This is a genomic window from Paenibacillus mangrovi (assembly GCF_022898935.1).
Taxonomy (GTDB): Bacteria; Bacillota; Bacilli; order Paenibacillales; family Paenibacillaceae; genus Paenibacillus_AQ; species Paenibacillus_AQ mangrovi.
In genome coordinates, this window is record NZ_JALIRP010000015.1 from 47,074 (window position 1) to 70,966 (window position 23,893).

The 23,893-nt window shown below is 45.6% G+C and carries 23 protein-coding genes; 13 read left to right on the forward strand and 10 right to left on the reverse strand.

All coding sequences use genetic code 11. The annotated features are described in order from the left end of the window. Window positions 1-59: 59 nt before the first annotated feature. Window positions 60-1,370: an FAD-dependent oxidoreductase gene (locus tag MUG84_RS27565; RefSeq protein WP_244730226.1), complete on the reverse strand. Its 1,311-nt coding sequence runs from the start codon at window positions 1,368-1,370 to the stop codon at window positions 60-62. A gap of 300 nt (window positions 1,371-1,670) precedes the next feature. Between MUG84_RS27565 and MUG84_RS24385 the strand changes: the two genes are divergently transcribed. Further along, window positions 1,671-2,333 (forward strand): DUF3995 domain-containing protein, encoded by a 663-nt coding sequence (locus MUG84_RS24385; protein ID WP_244730228.1) that lies wholly within the window; start codon window positions 1,671-1,673, stop codon window positions 2,331-2,333. A 41-nt stretch (window positions 2,334-2,374) separates the two neighbouring features. Here the strand turns inward: MUG84_RS24385 and MUG84_RS24390 are convergent, their stop codons facing one another. Continuing rightward, on the reverse strand, window positions 2,375-3,088 hold the full coding sequence (locus tag MUG84_RS24390) for a MerR family DNA-binding transcriptional regulator (protein ID WP_244730231.1): 714 nt from the start codon (window positions 3,086-3,088) through the stop codon (window positions 2,375-2,377). Between the two features lie 156 nt (window positions 3,089-3,244). On the opposite strand from MUG84_RS24390, the gene MUG84_RS24395 reads away from it, so the two are divergent. Continuing rightward, window positions 3,245-4,129, forward strand: coding sequence for an alpha/beta fold hydrolase (locus tag MUG84_RS24395; RefSeq protein ID WP_244730233.1), 885 nt, complete (start codon window positions 3,245-3,247; stop codon window positions 4,127-4,129). Window positions 4,130-4,229: 100 nt separating this feature from the next. On the opposite strand, the gene MUG84_RS24400 is transcribed toward MUG84_RS24395, so the two are convergent. The 3 genes from MUG84_RS24400 to dapA all read right to left on the reverse strand — a co-directional run bounded on the left by MUG84_RS24400 (window position 4,230) and on the right by dapA (window position 6,340). Next, window positions 4,230-4,805: a PadR family transcriptional regulator gene (locus MUG84_RS24400; protein ID WP_244730234.1), complete on the reverse strand. Its 576-nt coding sequence runs from the start codon at window positions 4,803-4,805 to the stop codon at window positions 4,230-4,232. A gap of 147 nt (window positions 4,806-4,952) precedes the next feature. Then, window positions 4,953-5,165: a hypothetical protein gene (locus MUG84_RS24405; protein WP_244730235.1), complete on the reverse strand. Its 213-nt coding sequence runs from the start codon at window positions 5,163-5,165 to the stop codon at window positions 4,953-4,955. Window positions 5,166-5,452: 287 nt separating this feature from the next. Beyond that, window positions 5,453-6,340 (reverse strand): 4-hydroxy-tetrahydrodipicolinate synthase, encoded by an 888-nt coding sequence (gene dapA, locus MUG84_RS24410; RefSeq protein ID WP_244730237.1) that lies wholly within the window; start codon window positions 6,338-6,340, stop codon window positions 5,453-5,455. Between the two features lie 111 nt (window positions 6,341-6,451). On the opposite strand from dapA, the gene MUG84_RS24415 reads away from it, so the two are divergent. Beyond that, entirely contained in the window at window positions 6,452-7,378 is a 927-nt protein-coding gene (locus tag MUG84_RS24415) for a LysR family transcriptional regulator (RefSeq protein WP_244730244.1), read from the forward strand. Between the two features lie 85 nt (window positions 7,379-7,463). Further along, window positions 7,464-7,862 carry a VOC family protein gene (locus tag MUG84_RS24420; protein ID WP_244730245.1) on the forward strand — a complete coding sequence of 133 codons (399 nt, stop codon included), beginning with the start codon at window positions 7,464-7,466 and terminating at the stop codon, window positions 7,860-7,862. Window positions 7,863-7,940: 78 nt separating this feature from the next. Here MUG84_RS24420 and MUG84_RS24425 read toward each other — a convergent pair whose 3' ends face one another. Both MUG84_RS24425 and MUG84_RS24430 read right to left on the reverse strand, forming a co-directional pair. After that, complete coding sequence (locus MUG84_RS24425; RefSeq protein ID WP_244730247.1) at window positions 7,941-8,732, reverse strand: hypothetical protein; 792 nt, start codon at window positions 8,730-8,732, stop codon at window positions 7,941-7,943. Between the two features lie 166 nt (window positions 8,733-8,898). Then, window positions 8,899-10,251 carry an amino acid permease gene (locus MUG84_RS24430; RefSeq protein ID WP_244730248.1) on the reverse strand — a complete coding sequence of 451 codons (1,353 nt, stop codon included), beginning with the start codon at window positions 10,249-10,251 and terminating at the stop codon, window positions 8,899-8,901. A gap of 214 nt (window positions 10,252-10,465) precedes the next feature. On the opposite strand from MUG84_RS24430, the gene MUG84_RS24435 reads away from it, so the two are divergent. After that, window positions 10,466-11,599 carry a VanZ family protein gene (locus MUG84_RS24435; protein WP_244730249.1) on the forward strand — a complete coding sequence of 378 codons (1,134 nt, stop codon included), beginning with the start codon at window positions 10,466-10,468 and terminating at the stop codon, window positions 11,597-11,599. Window positions 11,600-11,624: 25 nt separating this feature from the next. Here MUG84_RS24435 and MUG84_RS24440 read toward each other — a convergent pair whose 3' ends face one another. Together MUG84_RS24440 and MUG84_RS24445 are read right to left on the reverse strand one after the other, a co-directional pair. After that, window positions 11,625-11,816: an ABC transporter permease gene (locus MUG84_RS24440; protein ID WP_342346148.1), complete on the reverse strand. Its 192-nt coding sequence runs from the start codon at window positions 11,814-11,816 to the stop codon at window positions 11,625-11,627. 9 nt (window positions 11,817-11,825) lie between these two features. Further along, complete coding sequence (locus MUG84_RS24445) at window positions 11,826-13,265, reverse strand: serine hydrolase domain-containing protein (RefSeq protein WP_244730251.1); 1,440 nt, start codon at window positions 13,263-13,265, stop codon at window positions 11,826-11,828. Window positions 13,266-13,430: 165 nt separating this feature from the next. Here MUG84_RS24445 and MUG84_RS24450 point away from each other — a divergent pair, with 165 nt between their 5' ends. The 4 genes from MUG84_RS24450 to MUG84_RS24465 all read left to right on the forward strand — a co-directional run bounded on the left by MUG84_RS24450 (window position 13,431) and on the right by MUG84_RS24465 (window position 17,854). Beyond that, a complete protein-coding gene (locus tag MUG84_RS24450) occupies window positions 13,431-14,684 on the forward strand; it encodes an ABC transporter substrate-binding protein (protein WP_244730252.1) in 1,254 nt (417 codons plus the stop codon). A gap of 46 nt (window positions 14,685-14,730) precedes the next feature. Next, window positions 14,731-15,678, forward strand: coding sequence for a carbohydrate ABC transporter permease (locus tag MUG84_RS24455; protein WP_244730253.1), 948 nt, complete (start codon window positions 14,731-14,733; stop codon window positions 15,676-15,678). Between the two features lie 28 nt (window positions 15,679-15,706). Next, a complete protein-coding gene (locus tag MUG84_RS24460; protein WP_244730260.1) occupies window positions 15,707-16,528 on the forward strand; it encodes a carbohydrate ABC transporter permease in 822 nt (273 codons plus the stop codon). 90 nt (window positions 16,529-16,618) lie between these two features. After that, window positions 16,619-17,854, forward strand: coding sequence for an aminopeptidase (locus MUG84_RS24465; RefSeq protein WP_244730263.1), 1,236 nt, complete (start codon window positions 16,619-16,621; stop codon window positions 17,852-17,854). A gap of 67 nt (window positions 17,855-17,921) precedes the next feature. Here the strand turns inward: MUG84_RS24465 and MUG84_RS24470 are convergent, their stop codons facing one another. Further along, window positions 17,922-18,707, reverse strand: coding sequence for an exodeoxyribonuclease III (locus tag MUG84_RS24470; protein ID WP_244730265.1), 786 nt, complete (start codon window positions 18,705-18,707; stop codon window positions 17,922-17,924). 197 nt (window positions 18,708-18,904) lie between these two features. Between MUG84_RS24470 and MUG84_RS24475 the strand changes: the two genes are divergently transcribed. From MUG84_RS24475 to MUG84_RS24490, 4 genes are all read left to right on the forward strand, one after another. Then, a complete protein-coding gene (locus MUG84_RS24475; protein WP_244730267.1) occupies window positions 18,905-20,062 on the forward strand; it encodes an MFS transporter in 1,158 nt (385 codons plus the stop codon). Window positions 20,063-20,206: 144 nt separating this feature from the next. Continuing rightward, window positions 20,207-21,397, forward strand: a complete 1,191-nt coding sequence (fabV, locus tag MUG84_RS24480; protein WP_244730269.1) for an enoyl-ACP reductase FabV — start codon at window positions 20,207-20,209, stop codon at window positions 21,395-21,397. A gap of 279 nt (window positions 21,398-21,676) precedes the next feature. Continuing rightward, a complete protein-coding gene (aspA, locus tag MUG84_RS24485) occupies window positions 21,677-23,086 on the forward strand; it encodes an aspartate ammonia-lyase (RefSeq protein WP_244730271.1) in 1,410 nt (469 codons plus the stop codon). Between the two features lie 110 nt (window positions 23,087-23,196). Further along, window positions 23,197-23,832, forward strand: a complete 636-nt coding sequence (locus tag MUG84_RS24490; protein WP_244730273.1) for a GyrI-like domain-containing protein — start codon at window positions 23,197-23,199, stop codon at window positions 23,830-23,832. The last annotated feature ends 61 nt before the right edge of the window (window positions 23,833-23,893 follow it).

Consider the following 23,893-nt stretch of genomic DNA (forward strand, 5'->3'; position numbering starts at 1 on the left):
TTCATCCTACCCTCTACTCTCCCTCTTTCTCCTCACCCCAAATAAACGCTAAAGGCAAACTACTCTTTTCCAAAGTTCCGGAATACAATGCTCTTTAAAGGCGGTACTGCATTTAGCAGCTTGAATGTGGTTTTCATCATCTTGAGGCCAAATGCGTTATCTGCCGTAGATTGTTCGGCTGTTTTCATGGAAGCACGGACCGCTTCAAACCCATATTGAATCATTTCGCTTTCATAGCTATGAACGGCTTCATATAGGGAAAGCTTGCCCTGATGCGCTAGCTTTAGGTTTTGAAATAAAAGTTCCGAATCCCGTAAGGCCGTATTTGCTCCGATTCCTCTCATCGGAGTCATACTGTGAATGGCATCGCCTAGCAGTGTAATTTGCGTCGTTTTCCATGGTTTTATTGGAACAGAAGATTGGATTGATAACAGCGTTATTGCTTCGGGATCAGCCTGACGAACAAGTTTATGAAAGCGTGTATCCCAACCCTTCATCATCTTACAGGCTAGGTCTATCAACTGACGGCCGTTAAGTTTCTCCGTATCTATGTCCTGAAAAGGGTACTTCCCCTTTTTAGCGATAAAATTCCACATGATATAACTTGCTGTATTATCGAAAAGCAGGCTGGATGGGGACGAATGCGCCGGATCATTTGCGCCAATGTAAGAGGGGACTGAGGTATTGCGATGATCGAATTCCTGGATGGCAATAAAGGCTCCAAGCCCACTCGGGGCTGCCACAGAGAAAGTATTGGCAGGTAACAGCGATCTAGTTTGCTCTGTCAATGGAGTTTTGCCAGCAATAGCCCGGATGCCAGTGTCGACCCGCTGGGCGGATGGCAAATACTGCTGACGAACCCTCGAGTTTCCGCCGTCGGCACCTACTAAAAGATCTCCTGTGGCTGATGTTCCATCTTCAAAAAAGGCCGTTACCCGTCCATTGGGTTGTTGTTCATACCGCACAAACTTTTTGCCTAAGTGAACGTAACCTTCCATTTCTGCGAGCAAAACTTGACGCAGGGTGATCCGGCTTACTGATTTGTGACTTGTAATCGGATCAACAGCATCCTCTTCCTGTACACGAAGGGTGAGCAGTTCTTCCATTTGTTCACTGTAAAAGCACAGCTCATTCCCTTGTTTGCCGCAGGTGGATACGAAAGCATCGTACAGATGAGGGGGTAAACAAGCATTCAGTGCACGACTCCCGTAAGAATTAATATGAATTCGATATCCTTGCAGCCGGGAGTTGGATTCGAGATCCCGTTCGTAAACGGCGACGCTGATCCCTGCTTTTTTTAAACCTTGAGCCAAACATAGTCCTCCGATTCCTCCACCAATGATTAATACATGAAAAGATGCTTTTTCCACTACAAAGCCTCCTTTATTTTTCTATAGAACGAATAATCAATTTAGATTTACAAAATGGTTTTAATAAAACTATATGCTAATGAAATTTGATTGTCAATATATAGGAAATAATTCAGCTTCCACAAAGATGATGATAATACCGACATCATTATCCGAACCAGACCTCAGACCGGTATGAAATCACTCCCCCAGTCTGATATAAAGGGAAATTGTGGGTGATATACTGATAAAGTCCTGTTAATACATAACATGAATTATACTGTTTCGAAGACATTGTTAGTCATGGAGGTCTAAAAGTAAATGCAAAAAACATATAGTACGATTTTCTCTGACCGCTTTGAACGCTTTACAAAATCATCTGTTTGGCCTGCTTATGTGGGTTGTTTGATTTCGTTCATATATGCGGTTTTCGTCCGGTTTTATCAAGCTGCTGGTGGTACGATTGGTGTTCCAGGAAAAATGAAAGATCCCGAAATTATTAATATGGGAAGTTACATCGCAGGTCTCGCCATCATGTTCTGTGGATTTGCTTTAATCATGCTAATTAAACCTTGGAGTAGAATCGTTCCGCCAAAGGTACCGTTAATTGGAGGTAGAAAGATTCACCCACTTATTTTGCTGACTCCCACTCTTATCGGTACTGCCTTTTTGATTGCGCATGGAGTGAGTGGAATGATTATTAGAGCGCTCCAGTTGGCTGGCATCATAACACTTGATTTTCCTGGATTTTTAGAAGTAGATGTTCATGAATTAGCTTTATGGGACCTCTTATTCTACGAACCGTGGTTTGTCTTTATAGGTATTATGGCAGGCCTAACTGCCGCTCATTATGCACAAGCCTCTGGAGTTCGACAATCTACTTTCAAGCGGAGTACTGTCATTTATTTGATCTTGATTTTTCTCCTAACAGCACTTTTTGTGATGTCTATCATTTTTGACTTCACTGATAGAATAAGTTTTTAATCTGTCAGAGTTTTATTAAAGCCTAGAAGTGTCAGTTCACGTTAATCGGCATCCTCTTTATAGAAGTCTGCATATTTCATGAGCTCAGTTATCCCCAAAAACTGCTTCATTAATTGACTATTCAATTTTTGCAAGGCAAACTGAAAGGACCGTTCGACTTGTTTATAGTGCTGTGTTTCCATGTCATTCAAAAGCTGTTTCATATTATCGATAAAATATACGGTTTTCCTTAAACTGCTAATGAGAATAATTTTTCTTAATTCCATAATTGTAAAGACTCTGTACCCATTGTCTTTGTTTCTCTCCGAAGTAATTAATCCCTCTTGTTCCCAATGCCGAATGGCTGATGGCTTGACACCAGCCATTTGTGCAACTTCTCCTATTGTCATTGAATCGGTTACATCCAAATTTCTGTATTTCGAGAAATCGGCATTTCGAAGCATAAGCAAGACTTCCTCTACCCTATGTTTTTCCAATTGAGTATCATGCTGCTGCTGATTGATGATCCAAAGCGCATTTTCGATATCCTGATTCTTTATCCTCCTCATCACATCATACACAACTGGAATCTCGTATCCTCGCAATAACGCCCTAATTGCAACGAAGGCTTGTACATGGATGGATGTGTAGCATCTGCGGTTGCTGTCTGTCCTCGGCACATCTGGAATCAATTCTTGATCTTCGTATCTCCGTAAAGTAGTCGTACTCACATTCAGTTTCATAGCAATTTGTTTAGGTGTATAAATCATGTTCATTATCAATATCACTCCAAAGATTAAAGTAAAACCTTCAAGCGCTTCAATAATATTGAATAGAATTTCGGTAGGGAAATCAAGACAGACGAAGCACCAAAACGAAAGATTGCATGAATGTTATATGATGGTAATATTAACCGCGAAGGAGTGAATGAATTGAAAAAAATAATACGGTTAAACAACCATTCAGAAATAGAAGTGGGCTTAACGGGATTTCCTGACCGGCAAACGATCATGCTACCCATCGCTAAAAAATCTGTTTACGATCAGGAAGCAGAAAACTTAAAGTTGTGGGGAGTAGATCCTGAATTAGGAAAACATTTTGTCCAGGGTCTTGCTGATACATTTCAGGTTCTATATTTCGATTATGAAGGACATCTATTTCAACATCCGAATCCTGAAAATCTCACACCGGAACATATTGTAGATGACTTCCTCCTTATAGCTGATGAAATGAATATTGAGTATTTTAGTTACTACGGTTATTCCTGGCTTGCTCTCGCAGGATTACAATTGGCCATAAGGTCAAATCGGCTGGAAAGCTTGGTAATGGGCGGCTTTCCGCCTTATGAAGGACCTTATCAAGAAATGTTAGTTGTAACTAACAAAACACATACGCAATCTTTGAGAAATCAGAGTGAAGTCGTTACGCAGCCTGAAGGATCCGAGAATCCGAATGAAACCGATTGGGATAACATGACGGTGACAATAGATCCCCTTGTAACGAAGCAATTTGTTACATTGTATCAGAGCCTCGCTACTTTTGATGATCGCAGCATTCAACACAAGCTGCATCTTCCGAGACTAGCTTTTGCAGGAGAGAAAGATACCATCGTTTACGGTGAGAATTTTGGAAATGTTACCGTTGACATCGTGGGTTTATTGAAAAATAATAGGTGTAAATTGGAAGATCTAGGTTGGGATGTGGAAATTCTTAAGGGAAGTGATATGAACCATACAAAGGCTATGCAGCCGACATCGGTTTTACCACTGATAAAGCCATGGTTTATGCAACACTTAAAAACGGGAAACGGTAGTTAATTGGTAACAGCGGCCAGTCTAAGACTTTTTTCGCGTCTTAGTCCGCCGCTGTTACTTTTATCGGATTGGGCTCTTATTCTCTTAGAACACCAATTGACCATTAAGTTGCTTTATTATGTTGGAGCTCAATACGTTTCTGTAGACGCTGCGTCCATTCTACTTCCAGCTTCCACTGTTCAAGTTGGAGGTTAAGTTGATCAATGACCGTTTCATAAAACTGTTGACTGGAGTGTGTTTTCTTATCAGAGCTTTTTTCAAAATCCTTCAGCTCCACCAAAATGTGTTGGATAGCTGTTTGACAATAATGTTGGTAATGGTTGACAAGGTATAGCTGATCGTCTATTTCCAGGAAACTCAAATGCAGCGATTTGATCCGAAAGATTTTTTGATAATTCCCCATGTTCGATGTGTTATCCATCATGAGGTGGTAGAAACGTTCCTCTCCGGCAGAGGTAAGAGCATATACCTGAGACGAGCGTCGTTCTATCTTATAGGGAACAATAGACGGATCGGCGAGAGCGATGATGCCATTATTCTTTAACTTGGCCAGCAGTGTCGATAGTGTGCCTTTGCTAATGCTCTCCCATGGGCCAATGGTTTCATTGGTAATCTTAGTGATCAGATATGCATGTAAGGGAGACTGCATCAATAAACCAAGAACAATCAATTCATACAATCGAAAATCCTCCTTATACAGTTTTTGAAAATAGTTTTTATAAAATCATAATATAATAATCCTATAATCACAAGTTGTACAAAAAAACACACGAAAGGTTGGCAATTGCGCTTACCTCCGTGCGTTCTGATGTTTCTGGTATAATTCTTATTTCCGAAGCTCATAAAACTGGCTTTCCCGGCGGGAATGATAAGTCATATCGCTGACATCCGACTGGGTAACGATCGTCGTGTCCGTAAAACGAATGATATACGTTAGAGCATCAATCAGATGATCGTCGCGAAAGACACGGATAGGCAGCTTTTTCTGTTCAGCCTCCTGAAAATCAGCTTCGGTCAGAAGCTCTCGAATGGTAGCCATGATGATAAGGTTCTCCTTTTTCTTTCAATTTATCTATTAATCTGATTGTAAACGAACTCGGCCGATGATACAAAGAGTGATTTGTGATCATTCCGCCTCCTCTATATTTTGGCCGAAGTGGTTATCCGTGCTGTCTTGAGGAAGACGAAACATGCAGTACGTACCAAGGTATATTGACACCGTCTCTTACGATATTTCGATGCGACATCAGACGCTTATTCCTCGAAATGTATACTTTGGAATCATTCCAAAAAGCCGCTCTTCAGCGGCTTTTCTCATGCTATCTATTACACAAATTCGCTCAACATCTGATCCAGCTCATTCCCGAGTTCATCGGACACAGGGTTCATGGGAAGCCGGAGATGATCGGAGGCGATGATCCCCTTCCCCGCCAGGATCCGTTTTAAAGGGGCGGGATTGGATTCTTGAAAGCATTTTCGAATTAAAGGGATCAAATGGTCGAAGGAATGTTTCGCCGAAATTAGATAGCCACTCGCAGCCAGTTTATACACATCGATAAAGCGCTGTGTATTGACATTCGCGGATGCCAATATTCCACCGCTGGCTCCCTGACTCAGCTTAGCATGAAAATAAAGATCATCTCCGCACAATACCGGTCCGGCTCCGAATCTTATCAGCTCTGCTGTGAGCTCCAGGCTATCTGAGCTGTCTTTTATCCCGATTACTCCGTCCATATCCATGATTCTTCTTGCCGTATCCACACTTAAACGTACCCCCGTCCTGGAAGGAACCTCATAAGCAATGACTGGGATTCCTACCTCTGTAACCTTTTCAAAATGCTTGATGATTCCTTCCTGCGAAGGCTTGCTGTAGTAAGGTACGACGACCAACACCGCATCAGCCCCGATTTGCGCAGCATTTTCGGTCCTTTTTACTGTCGAAGACGTATCATTCGTGCCGGTACCGATGATCACAGGTGTAGAGCACTTCCCTCTTTCCAGAAGCTCAAAGGTTATTTTTGCAAGTTTCACAACCTCTTCCCATGTAACCGTGGGCGCTTCTCCGGTTGTTCCATTAATGACAATCCCTTGAATGTCATACGTTAATAATCTGCTTGCATAATTCCGGTATGATTCCGGGTCCAGCTCACCTTCAGGCGAAAACGGAGTTACAACGGGAACGATAACGCCATGCATATCCTGCCGCTTCATCATTTGAATGACCTCCTGCTCAGGTTTGATACCTTCAACTTATCATAGGAATACTCATCAGTGTTATCTATAATAATTGATAAGAACTATCAATAATTTTGATGAGGTGGACCTATGGATTTGGCGTACTTTCAAACCTTTCGTGAGGTTGCCGTCCGGCAGAGCTTTACCCGCGCAGCCGAGGAGCTCGGTTATGCGCAGTCCAGCGTGACGGCACAAATCCAAAAGCTGGAAAAGGTGTATGGCGTACAACTCTTTGAACGTTATGGAAAAGGCATGCGACTCACCTCTGCAGGAGAAGAGCTCTTCTCACTTGCGGTCCAAATGCTCGATTTGTTTCAGCAGTCCAAGGAAAAGCTTAGCAGGCAAGGAGGCGGAACCCTTTCGATCGGTACCATAGATTCGCTGTCCTCTTATTATCTTCCACCGTACCTTCAAAAGATCAAGCAGCAATATCCGGAGTTACGCGTACAACTTCATCCTGGGAGCGAGGAAGACATAATCAAGCGAGTAAAAGATGGCAGTTTGGACCTTGGATTGATTTTGGACCATAAACCATCCGACCTGTCTTTAACCTGGCTGACGCTTCGGAAAGAGCCGCTGATACTGATTGCCAGACCAGGACATCCGCTTGAACAGCATCATGAGATTACGCTGAATCATCTGATTCATGCGGAATGGATTATGCCTGAAGAAAGCTGTAATTACCGGATCATGCTGGAAAAGCTTTTGAATCGAAGTGGTTATCCTTATCGGATCGGATTTGAACTTGGTAATCCCGAAGCGGTCAAAAGATGTGTGATGTCAGGCTTCGGAATCTCTCTTCTGCCTGAAATGGCTGTTATGGATGAAATTCGTAGAGGCGATCTGATGAAGCTTCCATTCAGTCATCCTGATATTCAATTATCTTTGCAGATGGTGATTCACCCCAAAAAATGGCTTTCCATAGCGGTGAGGGAGTTTATTGAGATGATCAAGGAAGAAACTATTTCCGAAGCTCATATAACTGGCATTCCCGGCGGGAATGATACGTCAGAGTGATTTGTGATGATTGTTTTGTTATCATGAAAAATGCGGTAAGCTAATGGAAGTGATAGTTATAACCCCAAAGGAGCTGATCTAGTATATGAATCCCGGCATTACCCCATTTCTCATGTTTGATGGACAGGCTGAGGAAGCGATGAATTTCTACGTCTCTATCTTCAAATCGTCAGAGGTACTCCGCATTACCCGTTATGGAGCCAATGAGGCGGGTGCTGAAGGCTCCGTCAAGCAGGCAGCCTTTTCACTCAAAGGCCAAACTTTCATGTGCAATGACAGTAATGTGAAGCATGCTTTTACGTTCACACCCGCCATCTCCATGTTCGTAACCTGCGATTCCGATGAAGAGATCACCGAGGCGTTCAATAAGCTCTCTGAGGGAGGCGCCATCCTCATGCCGTTGTCCGCTTACCCTTTTGCCTACAAGTTCAGCTGGGTACAGGATAAATTCGGGATTTCCTGGCAGTTAAGCTTCAAAGAGTAGAAATAGACCGGAAGTTCTCAGGTTACGAGTTCTTCCGGTTTTTTATCATACATAATTTCGCTTCTACATGGCGAGTGCTCAGGAAGGCAGCTTTGCTTCAGCTGTACGCAGCGTTTGGGTAATGGCTCTCTCTAAGCTCATTAACTTCTTCTGCGAATCATGAATCCGGTTTAGGTCCTCAATCATCAGCTTAAATTCAGAGGCGACTGTCACAGCATTCCCCAGCTTGACGGCTGCATGATACCGTTTATCGGCACCCACTCTCTCTTTATTCCATTCTGTAATTTTCAAATTCTCCGCAGTTATTTGCTTCTTTAGAGCTTGAACCTCAGCTATAACATCGTTGACGATCTTCGCTTTAGCGGCAGCTTGCTTCTTCGCTGAGGCATAGGCATCCTTCTTCGTCTGGATTTCTTGACGCGCATTATTGACCGATGGCTTTATACGGTTACGTTTGAGATCAAACAAGAGAACCGACTTTGAGTCTTTGCGTTTTCTGGCTTCAGTCGCCTTCCGACCAAGCTCGGTATACTCCGTTAGCAGCGGGGCGTATTTTTTCTGTGCCTGGTCCGCTTCTGTTTTGAGTTTATCGAGCTTGACCTTGTCGATGAGCTGCACCCGTGTATTGATCTCCTTAAGCTTGTCGCTATTTTGCTTGTGCAGCTCTTGGATTTGCTGCTTCTCCAGCTTGTTTGTGGACTCCAATGCGGAAAATGTATCATGCATCTGTTCGATACTGATCAGTGCCGCATCCCAGCTCGAATCCGATGCAAGAACATATGTCGGTCCACACGTACTCAGAAACAAGCACACCATGATGAGCAAAGCCATAGGTACTCCGCGCTTGCATTTGTTTTTTTGTTTCAGCAACGAAATCATCTCCCGTGATCAAAAGTTACTGCCGGAATGCAAAAAAAGCACCCGCAAGAAAGGCCTTAGGCCCATCTGCGAGGTGCTTCACCCGCACATCCGTTCGTATTGACATTAATATAAACTAGGTGGAAAGAGATGTCAATGATTTTCGGAACATTCGTTCTTAAACGGTCTCATCTCGCTTGGTTCGGAATTTGGCGAAGGACCAGATGATGAGCATCAGCAGTACGGCCAAACATATTCCGATACTGAAGCGGTTCTGCGGGTCAAACAGAAAGAATACCGCTATGACAGCCAAACATAAGACGACGGCGCCCGTGATATATGGAAATCCCCAGACCTTAAATGAAGGCTGAACCGGGTACTGTCTGCGAAGTTTCAGCTGGGATAACGCGATACAAATCCATACCAATAGAACAACAAAGCCAGGCACGGCCATAAGCACATGGAAAAGCTGATCCTGCGCAAAGATGCCCAGCATCGAGCCTGCCAGCAGGATGATCGCGCATAACAACAGCGTATTGACCGGCGTGCCCTTTCGGTTTGTTTTGGCAAAAGCCTTAGGAGCTTCACCTGCAGCAGCCATGGAAAACAGCATGCGCGTCGCGCCGTATATTCCCGAATTTGCAGCCGAGAGTACAGCGGTCACCAAAATAAAATTCATAATATGGGCCGCGCTCGCAAGACCCGTTGCTGACAACACCTGCACAAATGGACTGCTCGATTGCCCCACTTCATTCCACGGAATCAGACCGCAAATAATAAGGATCGGCAAAGTAAAGAACAAAATAATCCTCAGAATGAAATTACCTACAACCTTAGGCAAGATCCGCTCTGCATTTTCCGTTTCCGTGAGCGTCAGGCCGATAAGCTCGGATCCGCCGTAAGAAAACATCACGACCAGCATTGCCGAGAATATCGATGTCCAGCCATTCGGAAAGAAGCCTCCGTGATTCGTATAATTCTGTAAGTAAGGCGTATGCTCACTCGGAATGATCCCAAACATCAGACCCGCTCCAAGCGCGATAAAAATGATAATCATGGCGATCTTGATGCCTGCAAGCCAGAACTCGAATTCTCCGAATGTCCCCACACTCAATAAATTGATGAGAATAATAAAGGCCGCGCTTGCCAGACTAAGCACCCAGAGCGGTACATCCGAGAACCAATACTGCAGAAAGCTTCCTGCGGCAATGATCTCAATAATACAAACCGATAACCACATGAAGCAATACATCCAGCCCATAATGAAGGAGACCCTCTCTCCAAAAGCTTCACGTACGAAATCCTTCATGTTTCGATTCGGATACACAGTTGCCATTTCCGCCATTGCAGCCATAACAACCAGAAGCAGCAGTCCGGCAATAAAATAAGTTACAACAACGCCAGGGCCTGCCAGACCGATTGTTTCCGCACTGCCCATGAATATACCGGTTCCGATTACACCGCCCATAGCCATAAAGCTGATATGTCTAGGCTTTAATTTTTTCTGTAATGATCCATCTGCTTGTCCCATCCATATCCTCCTGTGGTTTTAACACTTTAAACAAATGATGCATTTTGTATAGTCCAGTATAACCTATTCTGCGTATTTGTGAATATAAAAACTTGTCCAATTTCAGCAAAATTTAAACTTAATTTAAACAGAATTAAACCATTAATATGTTATGATCATTAAACGGCTAGAAAAGTCAGTCTAGAATTATGATTATAAGGTTGGCGATGATATCATGCTAAATTCCTATCTATTTCCCATTTCATATGCCTTTTTGTTTTTCCCGTTTGCGGCGCTGCTGTTTACACTGCCGTTTCTGATCTTTCAATACCGAAAACACGGATATGTGAATAAAGTCCGGGCACTTGTGCTGTATCTGTTTCTGCTCTACTTGCTTAATGCATTTTTCTTGGTGATTCTGCCGCTGCCCACATCAAGGCATAATGCAGCTCTGGCTTCAGGTGCCTTGCAGCTTGTTCCCCTGAACTTTATTCATGATATTTTGAAAGAAACATCCGTCATCGGATCTGAGCCGTCAACTTATCTGCACCTGCTGAAAGAACGCGCTTTTCTTCAAGTCGTATTCAATATCACCCTGACCGTACCATTTGGAATGGTGCTTCGTTATTATTTTCGTACCGGCTGGGTCCGCTCGATTCTGTATTCGTTCCTGCTATCTCTCTTTTTCGAAACAACTCAGCTGACCGGTATTTACGGACTATATGATCATGCATACCGCGTGTTTGACGTGGATGACTTAATCATGAATACGCTGGGTGGTATTTGTGGGTATCTGGCTGCGGAGTGGTTGTCCGGACTGCTGCCGCGAATTGAAAAGCTGGATGAAAATATCGATCTGTCTACCAAAAGAGTCACCTATACCCGCAGAGCCATTGCGTTTATGATTGATTCGGCGATCTGGTCGATCTTGATGGCTATATGCATACTGCTGCATATTCGTGCTTCGTTCTGGGTTGCTACAGGGATTTATTTCATGCTCATTCCTTGGTTGACGAACGGGCTAACACCCGGGAAATGGCTGGTACGTATCCGTATTACCAAAATGGGTGAGCGTATTACGATAGCCGCCCTGTTCAAGCGCTATGGACTTCTGTATTGGGTATTCTTTGGACTCAACAGTCTGCTCGTCGGATCGCTTGACAACATGCCGGATATCGGCAGGCTTTTCCTTGGTATCGTGATGTTTGTCATGAATGCTTGGTTTTTCGTTCATGTGATCATTCATATGATCAAAAAAGATTCAATGCTCTTTTACGAAAAGATCAGTAGCACCCACCATGTGATCTTATGGCACACTTTACCGGAGGAAAAGGAAAAAGAAAAAGAAAAGGAAAAAGAGCCTGTTTAGGGCTCTTTTTAAATTCAGACCATATTTATTCATACCGAAGCGCCTCGATCGGATCCAGCTTGGCTGCTTTTCTGGCGGGAAATACGCCGAACACAATACCGATGAAAGCTGAAAATCCGACGGCCAGAAGCACGGAATTCAAGGAAATCGCAGTCTTGATGCTCATCATATTTCCCACGAGCTTGGAACCGCCAAATCCGAGAAGAACACCGATGATGCCGCCGGTTTATTCAAGCGATGCTCTTCCCCGAATAGGATCTGTGGGAGCGGACGACACATTAACCCTATGATCAATCTCTAAAGAATCCTCATCGTTATATTGAACCTCATAAGTCAAACAAAAAGGCGTTTCGATTCCCCGAATCGTAAGGAGCAGCGTATAAGGCGTTTTCCAGGTAAAGCTCCCTGCGACCTGACGTTCCTGCCGATCAAACAGCCGTGCTGGTATGGTAACCCAGTCCCCGCGTCCCAGACTAAGCTGGTGAGAACCCTCACCACGCTCTAGTAGTAGCGATGCCCTGTCCTGCTCAAACTCAATCCTGAGACTGTCTAAATTGAGCTCATTCTTCTCTAACGTATAAATCCTTCCGCTAACGCGAGCTTCCTGCTCTGATTTCTCCTCAAACTGCGGAGGTTCCAGATGCAACTCCTGTAGACGGCTCTTTAAATTGTAAGAATATTCATCTTCTTCTACAGGCTCAGGAAGGAATGCATCAAGCAGATGATCCCACACACAATTCAGAATGGCTTGCATATCGCTTGTACCGGCAGTGATCGCGATGACAGCGTCATACTGCGGAAACACGATACAGAATTGACCAAAAGCCCCGTCCCCACGGTATACATCATGACGGCACCGCCAGAACTGGTATCCATACCCTTGTGTCCAGTCACTGTCTCCTCCATTACCATTCGATATCTGCTTGCCGGTCGCCTCATCGATCCAGCTCTCTTCAATTAGGCGCTGTCCATGCCAAACGCCTTTCTGCAAGTACAGCTGGCCGAACTTCGCGATATCTTCTGTCGTAATGCTCAGGCCAAAGCCGCCTGTATGTATACCGCGCGGACAGGTTTGCCAGGTTGGATTGCTAATGCCCAGCGGCTCGAATAAGCGTCCATGTAAAAACTCCAGCAGATTCTGTCTGGATGCCTTCTGAAGTATGGCAGACAGCATGTAGGTAGCGCCGGTATTATACAGAAAATGAGTGCCGGGTTCATGAACTACAGGCAGCTGTAGAAAAGCCTTGGCCCAATTGCCGTCTTCCGCCTTATCCAGGGCACCCATAGTATCCTTGTCGTGTCCAGTCCCCATCATGAGGAGATGCCGAATTTGCATGGCAGCAAGATTGGATGACACCACATCCGGCAAATCTTCAGGAAAATAAGAGATCACCGCATCATCAAGCGTCAGAATGCCTTCATGCACAGCCATGCCAATTGCCGTTGACGTAAAGCTCTTACTGAGCGAGAACAGCATATGCGGAAGCTCTGGCGCGTATGGACTCCACCATCCTTCTGCCGCAACATGCCCGTTCCGAAGAAGCATAAAGCTGTGCAGTTCAATGTTATGCGCCTTTAGTCCATCTAGAAACTCGATCACGTTTTTCGGTGATATACCCAGTTCCTCTGGGCTTTTTCTTGGCAGAGATACATCTGTATTCAGCATTACTTTCACTCTCCCTTTGGTTTTAAAATGGAATCGCCAAGAAATAACAGCGTTGACAAATAAAAAAGAGCAATGAATAATAATGATTATACATAATTTAGAAAAATGTGGATAGGAGTAAAGTTGCCCTGCTGAACCAGTGAACCAGAAATGGAGGCAAAGTGAATGATCAAGACCCGCAAAAGCATCTTCTGGCTGCTGATTGTTGTATTCATTCTCGGCGGCTGCTCCAGCAGTTCATCAAACCCAGAACAGAAAACGCTTACACTATGGTATTGGAATCGCGCTCTTGATGACAAGCTCATTCAGGCTGTGCAGACTCAATTTCCGGATGTGCGCATCAATGCTCAAAAGATCGGCGGTGATTTCAAATCCAAGCTTAAGACGACATTGGCAGGAGGAGGCAGCGGTCCGGATATCGTCGCCTTTAACGATTGGGTTACCGAGCTGTTTCCAAGCTCCGACCACTTCTACGATCTTTACGAGCTTGGCGCGAAAGATATCGAGCCAGACTACCTGGATTGGAAATGGCAGCTTGGAGTAACACCCGAAGGCAAAATGATCGCCATGCCGATTGATACGGGACCGACCGCATTGTTCTACCGCGAGGATCTGTTCAGCAAGGCCGGACTTCCTACCGATCCTGAAGAAGTCCATAAGCAAATGGGGACCTGGGAAGATTATTTCAAAGCCGGGCAAAAGCTGCAGCAGGCCTTTGGCGGCAAAGTAAAACTGACCGATAGCATAAGCAACATCTATTCCCAGGTCAATGCGCAGTCAGACAAGATCTACTTTGACAAAAATGATAACTTTATTGGCGAGAGCCCGGATTCCTCGATGAAAAAAGCCTGGGATTTGGCGGTTCAAGCTTCTCAAATGGGCGTTTTGGCCAACACCAACATGTTCAGCTCGGAATGGAATGCCTCAATGAATAACGGGAAAATCGCATCCTTCGTCAGCGCCGTATGGCACAAGCAAATCCTGATGGATGCTGCGCCTGACACGGCCGGTAAATGGCGAGTTGCCCGGGCTCCCGGCGGCGACGGAAATGTCGGCGGTTCCTTCCTCGCCATCATGAAGACTAGCAAGTACCCCAAGGAATCCTTTGAAGTGATGAAATGGCTGCTCAATTCAGAGAATCAGGTCACAGCCTTTAAAGATATCAATCTCTTTCCTTCAGCCACCAAGGCACTCGATGCACCGGTCATGAAGGAGAAGGAAGACTTTTTCGGCGGTCAGAGCACCGGCGAGATTTTCACCGAATCGGCCCGGAACGTCAAGCCGGCGTATTTTGGAAGCAAATTCGGGAATGTGAATGGCATTGTCAGCCGTGAGCTACAATCCGTTGCGCTCGGCAAAGATCCGGATACCGCCTGGAATGACGCTCTAAAACGCGTGAAAAAAGAACTGCTCCGTTAAAAGATGCTATCCTTTTTCACCATATCAACTGGGGAGGTTGAAATGTATGGGAGAACCGCTTCGTCAACCGCTGGAGCCGCATCGTCCGTATCCAGTGACTGCCAAACGCAAGTTATCTTCGGAAATATGGAAGCACCGCAAGGAATATTTGGCGATATCGCCCTTCTATATACTCTTTGCCGTATTCGGATTGTTTCCGATTCTATTCTCGATGTATCTGTCTTTCCAAAAATGGGATGGCATCGGTGTCATGACCTTCAATGGCGTGAATAATTACCGGTTCATGCTGACGGATCCTGAATTTTGGAAAGCGGTTGGCAATACGCTCTTGATCTGGATCTACTCCACGATTCCGATGCTTTTCTTGGCTCTGATCGTGGCATTTCTGCTCAATGCTTCTTTTGTCAAATTCCGCACCTTTTTCCGTATCGGATATTTCCTACCAAACGTCACTTCACTTGTCGCAGTATCGATCGTATTTAGTACGATCTTTTCCAACAACTATGGACTGTTGAATTACATTCTTACGCTGTTTGGTCTCGATCCCGTAGAATGGCTGAGCCATACATGGGGCATCCAGCTTGCCGTCTCCGTCATGGTGATCTGGCGCTGGGTGGGATACAATGCGGTAATTTATCTCGCAGGGCTTCAAAGCATTCCATCCGTTCTGTACGAGGCAGCCAAAATCGACGGTGCGTCAGGCATCCAGGCCTTTTTCCGCATTACGATTCCCAATCTTCGTCCCATCATACTGTTCACTGTCATTACGTCTACCATCGGCGGCATGCAGGTTTTCACGGAACCACAGGTCCTGGTCGGTAATGACGGAGGAGCCAACGGCGGCGGGTTGACCATCGTCCTCTATTTGTACCGCGAAGCCTTTATCAACAACTATTTCGGTTACGGATCAGCTGTCGGCTGGGGGATGTTCGTTCTGATTGCCCTCTTCTCCATCCTTAACTGGAAAGTGGTTCAGGGAAAAGGAACCCAGTAGCATTCAACACCTAAAGGGAGGGATTCGAATGATGCGAAGCAAAAACGTTTTATTATACGCGGGACTGATCGTGGGGCTCTTGATCTCGGTGTTTCCTTTTTACTGGCTCATCGTCATGGCCACCCGCACCACGCCTGAAATCTACAGCTTTCCGCCAAAATTATGGTTTGGAACGCATTTGTTCGATAATATTGGCCGCGTTTTCGATAGCATCGATTTTTTTCGGTCTTTACTGAACACCCTGTTTGTTGCAGTGACAAGCACCATCCTGGTACTGTTCTTTGATTCTCTGGCCGGCTACACCTTCGCCAAGTTTTCATTTCCCGGTAAAAAGTGGCTTTTCGTGGTTCTGCTCGCCACCATGATGGCACCTGCCCAGCTGTCCCTTGTTCCTTCCTTCGTCATTATGGCCAAATTCGGCTGGGTAGGCTCATTCAAGGCCCTGATTATACCAGGCATGGCGAATGCATTCGGTATATTCTGGATACGCCAGTATGCGGAAGAATCGATTCCGTCGGAGCTGCTAGATGCGGGCAAAATCGACGGCTGCGGCTTTTTCCGGCTGTACTGGAAAATATCACTGCCTATTCTAAGACCTGCTCTCTCCTTTCTCGGGGCTTTCACCTTTATTGGGGCCTGGAACGACTATCTCTGGCCGCTGATCATTCTGAGCGATGAACGGAAATTTACGCTGCAGATTGCTCTAGCTTCACTTAATGGCATTTATTCGACCGATTATTCACTCGTTATTGCCGGCACGCTGCTGGCTGTCATCCCGCTCATTATCATGTTTCTGTTTATCAGCAAGCAGTTCATTTCGGACATCGCCGCAGGTGCAATCAAAAGCTGAAGAACGCCTCATCACAAATCTGAAAAGCACTAGTGTTCGATTCGGGTTATACTAGTAGAGAAAACATATGAAACCGGAGGACACATTGCAATGAAAGATTTCAATCACATGCTGGAAAAATACGCTGAACTCGTGATCAAAGTAGGCGTAAACATTCAGCCGGGCCAAGTCCTGCTCGTTCAATCACCTTTGGAAGCTATTGATTTTACGCGTCTTGTTGTTTCGAAAGCCTATGAAGCCGGAGCCAAATTCGTACAAGTCGACTGGGATGATGAAAAGATTACCCGGATCCGCTACGAAAAAGCTCCTGACGACTCCTTCGGCTACTATCCGAAATGGCAGGCGGACACCATGGAACAGCTCGCTGAAGGCGGCGGTGCGGTATTACATATTAAGGTGCCGGATCCGGAGCTGTTCCGCGGCATTGACTCTTCCAAAGTATCGACAGCGGTTAAAGCCGCAGCAGTAGCCCGTGAAAAATATCAATCCTATGTGCGGAACAACAAAGTCACGTGGTCGCTCATCAAAGCACCAACGAAAGCCTGGGCGGACAAGGTATTTGCCGATCTTCCTGAAGAGCAGCGGGTAGCAGCTATGTGGGAAGCCGTCTTCCAAATGAACCGGGTAACAGCGGATAATGATCCGGTTTCCGCCTGGAAGGAGCATATTCAGACCCTGAAGCAGAAGCAGGAATTTATGAACAACAAGCGTTATAAAGCTCTGCATTACCGGGCACCAGGAACCGATCTCCATGTAGTAATGCCGGAGGGGTATCTGTGGCTAGGTGGAGGCGATTATAACGAGGAAGGGAACTATTTTGTCGCCAATATGCCGACAGAAGAAATCTACACGATGCCACACCGTATGGGTGTGAACGGTACAGTAACAAGCACCCTGCCGCTGAACCTGAATGGTCGCCTCGTCGAAGGCATCAAGCTGACTTTTAAGGACGGCAAGGTCATCGAATACGATGCGACTTCCGGACGCGAACATTTGACTTCTCTGCTGGAGACCGATGAAGGGGCATCTTATCTCGGGGAAATGGCGCTTGTTCCTTTTGACTCGCCGATCTCCCAAATGAAGCGGGTATTCTTCAACACAGGCATCGACGAAAATGCTTCCTGTCACTTTGCCCTTGGCAGCTCCTATCCGGTGAATATCGAAGGTGGGACCAAACTCAGCAAGGAAGAATTATTAGCCCACGGTGCCAATGTCAGTCTGACGCATGTCGACTTTATGGTCGGTTCCGAAGAACTTGAGATTGACGGCGAACTGCCAGACGGCACGATTGAGCCAGTATTCCGTAACGGCGTATGGGCTAACTAATCTTAGCAGCTATTGAAATAGGACTGTTCTCAGGCAATATGCCGGCAGAGCAGTCCTTTTTTTTAGATTAGCTCTCAGCACCCGTCAAGCCCAGTTTAGCTTCGTCAAGCTCAAGAATGATCGGACAGTGGTCGCTGCCCATCGTCTGCGCATCAATTCTCGCGTCAGTCAATGCAGGCACAAGTCTCTGAGAAACAAGAAAATAATCAATCCGCCATCCGATATTCCGCTCCCTTACCTTCGGCATGAAGGACCACCAGGTAAACGCATCGCTGCGTTCCGGATAGAAATGTCTGAACGAGTCTACAAACCCTGCGCCCAAAAGCTCGGTCATCTTACCGCGTTCCTCATGCGTAAAACCGGAATTGCCTACGTTGGACTTCCAGTTTTTTAGATCAATCTCCTGATGGGCGACATTAAGGTCACCACACACAATCACAGGCTTCTTCGTATCAAGCTCTGTCACGTAACGGCGGAAGCGTTCCTCCCACTCCATTCTCAGCTCCAGCCGCGACAGATCTCTTCTGGCATTCGGCGTGTAAACATTCACGAGATAAAAGTGCTCAAACTCCAAAGTAACAAGGCGGCCTTCCGCTTCCTCATTTTGTTCCATACCGTAATATACAGAAAGAGGCTTCAATTTAGTAAAGACGGCTGTGCCGGAATAGCCTTTTTTCTGTGCGTAGTTCCAATATTGATTGTACTCCTCACCATAGTCCAGGCAGATCTGGCCTTCCTGAAGTTTCGTCTCCTGTACGCAAAAAATATCTGCATCCGTTCCCTTGAAATATTCGTTAAACCCTTTATTCACACAGGCTCTAAGCCCATTCACATTCCATGACACCAATTTCATCCGTATTTATCTCCTTGCGTTTTTTTAGTTCTATGAATTTCTTTTCATAGTGTATCATAAAACTATTTTCCATTTAACCGCTATGACTCCGACGAAAATTGTTGCATTTGTCTCTTCTCCCCCCCACAGCCGCCGTTCCTATGGTAAAATAGCAGAACTGCTATTTTTACTCATCTTGGAAGGGTTTGAAAAAATCAATGAGATCTTCTGTAACTGTCAAAGCTTTTAATTTTCTTTTCTTTGCGCTTCTATCCATGTTCATCCCGTTCCTGCCGCTGTATTTTAGTGAACAAGGGCTCAGCGAGACGCAAATCGGCACCATCATCGGTATCGGTGGATTTATTACGCTGATAGCACAGCCTCTATGGGGAATGATCAGCGACCGTACGCGGACTATCCGTAAAGTGCTCCTGATCCTTGTATTTTTCACTACGATTACAGGTTATTTGCTGTACAACACGAAGAGCGATGCCTTGATTATTGTGTTTGTTATGCTGACGTATTTCTTTCTTATGCCGGTCGATCCGCTTACGGAAAGCCTGAACTTCCGGGTAGCTGAGTCCGCAGGTATCAGTTATGGATCACTACGTACGTTTGGGGCCTTGGGATATGCGGTTATGTCCTTGATCGCCGGATATCTCATGACTGAATTCGGTGCCCACAGCCTGGGGTATACCTTTGCCGGACTTGGCATTGTCAGCCTGATTGTAACCTACTTTATGCCGGATGCCCCGGTATCGGGCAAGCCGGTCACCATGAAGAGCCTGAAGAACTTCCTGAGCAATAAGGAGACTCTGCTATTTCTTGCGCTCGTGTTCATCTGTTCCGTTCCGGCAAGAATGAACGACACCTTCTTGGGTCTATATATTAAAGACCTGGGAGGCAAGCCCGATCTGCTCGGTCTGGCATGGTTCCTGGCAGCTGGAAGCGAAATCCTTGTCTTCTCCTTAAGCTTCTGGTGGTTGCGAAAGAACAAAGAGCTCGCGATCATTTCCATCGCCGGAGCGTTCTATTTTATCCGTTTCTTCATTTCTGCGTGGATTACCGATCCGAACTGGCTGGCGTATATCCAGCTTCTGCAGATCTTCACGTTCCCGGTATTTTACACGGCTGCGATCCAGTATTTGTACAGCATCGTTCCGGTGGAATGGAGAGCGACTGGCCAAACCGTACTTGCTTTGCTATTCTTCGGCGTATCCGGTATACTGGCCTCCTTTGCCGGAGGTGCACTGTATCAGGCATTCGGAGGCAAAACAATGTATCTGACAATCTCCGTTATGTCCTTTATCGGCATGCTGTTTGGAATCGTATTGTACCGTATGTACGGACGAAAGAAATCTACTGAGGTTTCGTAATCAAAAACACTTGGGTTATTTACTTTAATGTATTCCTACCTTTATTGTAACGGTTTGTCGTTTTTCAAAAAATTGATACAATAGGATGTAGTAACTCTGATTGTCTCAATATGTATTCTTTTTGGAAGAGAGGAAATGTAAAATATGATTATTAAACCGAGAACACGCGGATTCATCTGCACCACCTCGCATCCTGCAGGCTGCGCAGCACAGGTTCAGGAGCAAATTGATTATGTGCAGTCCAAGCCGGAAATTCAGGGTCCGAAGAACGTGCTTGTGATCGGCGCTTCCACGGGATATGGACTGGCGGCGAGAATTACAGCAGCTTTTGGAGCACATGCCAACACCGTAGGCGTATATCGTCCAAGCAGTGGCTCTGAGAAACGTACGGCATCCGCAGGCTGGTACAATTCCGCTGCTTTTGAGCAGGCTGCACAAGATGCTGGCCTTAAATCCTTTAGCGTTACCGGTGATGCATTCGCCAAGGAAACGAAAGAAAAAACGGTTCAACTGATCAAGGAAAAGATCGGCAAAGTAGATCTGGTCATCTACAGCGTGGCTTCCGCCCGCAAAACCGATGCGGAAACTGGAGAAGCATACAATTCCGTACTGAAGCCAATCGGCAAACCTTATTCGAATAAAACAGTAAACTTCCATACGGGTGAAGTAACCGAGATCACGCTCGAGCCTGCTACGGAAAAAGAAATTCAAGACACCGTAGCTGTAATGGGTGGCGATGACTGGGAAGATTGGATCAAGGCACTTCGCGAAGCTGAGGTACTCACTGATAATGTCACTACAATCTCCTTCTCCTACATAGGTTCCGAGATTACACAAGCGGTATACCGTGAAGGATCCATTGGCCGTGCCAAGGACCATCTTGAAGCGACTGCCCTGAAAATGAATGAACAGCTGAAATCCACAGGGGGACGGGCCTATGTGGTTGTGAGCAAGGGGCTCGTAACCCAGTCCAGCTCCGCGATTCCGGTTGTCCCTCTTTATATCTCATCCTTGTACAAAATTATGAAGGAAAAAGGCATTCATGAGGGATGCATCGAGCAGACCTATCGTTTGTTCTTAGACCGTCTCTATACGGACGGAGAAACTCCTGTAGACGAATCCGGACGGATCCGTATTGATGATTGGGAGCTTCGAGAAGATGTCCAGGCTGAAGTTGTTAAGCTGTGGGACAGCGTGACGACAGACAATATTTATGAGCTGACCGATCTCGAAGGATACCGTCGTGAATTCTTCCAGCTCTTTGGTTTTGAAACCGATGGTGTGGACTACGAGGCAGATGTGAATCCAGACGTCCAAGTACCCAACTCAATTTAGTATAAGTACACAAGGTTCGCCGGCTGCGGCGGACCTTTCTTCTTCTCCTTTTTCCCCCTCCTAAAAATTCCGTCTTCATGCCCGTCCGCTTGGAATTGTTTCGTTCCCAGCCGTACAACTGTATTCCACCTGTAGACAAATCCGCCTTTTTTTCATTCTATAATGACATAGGACTAGCGGTTCCCAACTTTTAACCGTATAATGATAGCGGGTCAGATGAAATAAAGCGTTATCATCTTACTCTAATTTCCAGTTCACAAAACTCGGAGGAATGTATTCATGAGATTAGAAAAAGACTTTCTCGGCACGAAAGAAGTTCCAGAAGAAGCTTACTACGGAATACAAACGATGCGTGCAGCGGAAAACTTTCCGATTACCGGCCAGAGGATTCATCCGGAACTGATCCGGGCTATGGCCATGGTCAAAAAAGGCGCTGCAATCGCCAATATGGAAATTAAAAGGCTGCTCCCTTCTAAAGGTGATGCGATCGTCCAAGCCGCCGATGAGATCATTAACGGTAAATGGTTCGATCAGTTCATAGTTGATCCGATTCAAGGCGGAGCAGGTACTTCTATTAATATGAACACGAATGAGGTCATTGCGAACCGCGCACTCGAGCTGATCGGCAAAGAAAAAGGTAGCTACGCCGACATCAGCCCTAACAATCATGTGAACATGGCCCAATCCACCAACGATTCATTCCCGTCAGCGGTTCACTTGGCTACATTAACGATGATCGAAAAACTCCTTGTAACCATGGGCGATCTTCGTAAAGCCTTCCAGAATAAATCCGAAGAATTTGATTCGGTCATTAAGATGGGCCGTACCCATCTTCAGGATGCGGTTCCGATTCGTTTGGGACAAGAATTCCAGGCTTATGCACGTGTACTAGATCGTGACATTGAGCGTCTTCGCGCAACCAAAAAAAATCTGCTGCACATTAACATGGGTGCCACGGCCGTAGGTACAGGCCTTAACGCCGATGTGCGCTACATTGAGCATGTAGCCGAAGTGCTTGCTGAACTTAGCGGCTTTCCGATTAAACCAGCCGAGCATCTGGTCGACGCAACGCAAAATACCGATGCTTACACCGAAGTTTCGGCGGCACTCAAAATTTGCATGATGAACATGTCCAAGGTTGCAAACGATATTCGCTTGATGGCCTCCGGACCAAGAGCAGGTCTTGGCGAGCTGACGTTGCCTTCAAGACAACCGGGATCTTCCATTATGCCAGGTAAGGTCAATCCGGTCATGGCAGAGGTTATTAACCAGATTGCATTCCAGGTTATCGGTAATGACCATACCATCTGCCTTGCATCTGAAGCAGGCCAGCTTGAACTGAATGTAATGGAACCAGTTCTGGTATACAACCTGCTGCAATCCCTTGAAATTATGAATAATGGCTTCCGGGTATTCCGTGAGCATTGCGTAGAGGGTATTCAGGCGAATGTTGAACGGTGCCGGGAATATGTTGAGAACAGCGTTGGCATCATTACTGCGCTTAATCCGCATCTCGGTTATGAAGTCGTATCGAGAATCGCACGTGAAGCCATCACGACAGGCAAACCAGTCCGCGAACTATGTCTTCTTTATAATGTATTGACGGAAGAAGAATTGAATATTATTCTGGACCCATATCAGATGACCAACCCGGGAATTGCCGGTGAAGAGCTTTTGAATAAGGAATAATCGTTGTTTTTGACTACAGGCAGTGCTGATTCATATGGCACTGCCCTTTTTCGTTGGATATTTTAAACTATGTTGTTGATATTTGAATTGTACATAAGGAGATGTTGGCTTTGGGTAAAAAGGTAGATTATAAAAAAGATTTTAAGCAGCTCTATATGGCAAAAACACATCCTGAAATTGTGGAAGTGCCGAGGATGCCATTTTTTATCGTCAGTGGATCTGGAGATCCTAATGGCGAGGAATTCGCCAAGGCAACAGAAGCTTTGTACAGCATGAGTTATGCTGTGAGAATGTCCTACAAAAGTGAAAATGTACCCGTTGGATACTATGAGTATACGGTTTTCCCTCTTGAGGGGGTATGGGACTTGATTGATTACTCAAAGCCCTCAACAGACAAAAGCAATTTTAAGTACACCCTCATGATACGCCAACCTGACTTTTTGACAGTAGAGGGGTTCGAACGGTTTTTGGGGCAGACGAAGCAGAAAAGGTCAAATCCGTACCTTGACAGAGTTCGCTTTGAATATCTCGAAGATGGTTTGAATTGTCAAATGATGCATCTTGGTAGTTTTGATGATGAACCTGAAAGCTTCGCACGAATGGAAGCATACTGTGCAGAACATGGCTTTATCCGTGCAAGTAAAATTCATCGGGAAATTTATTTGTCTGATCCCCGCAAGACTGAACCGTCAAAGTTGAAAACTGTGTTAAGATTCCATGTAAAACCCATAAATAAACGGAAATGATGGGAGTTCAATTTGCCGCCTTTTCATTAGGGCGGTTTTCTTTTGGTCAAGAATTTGTTCT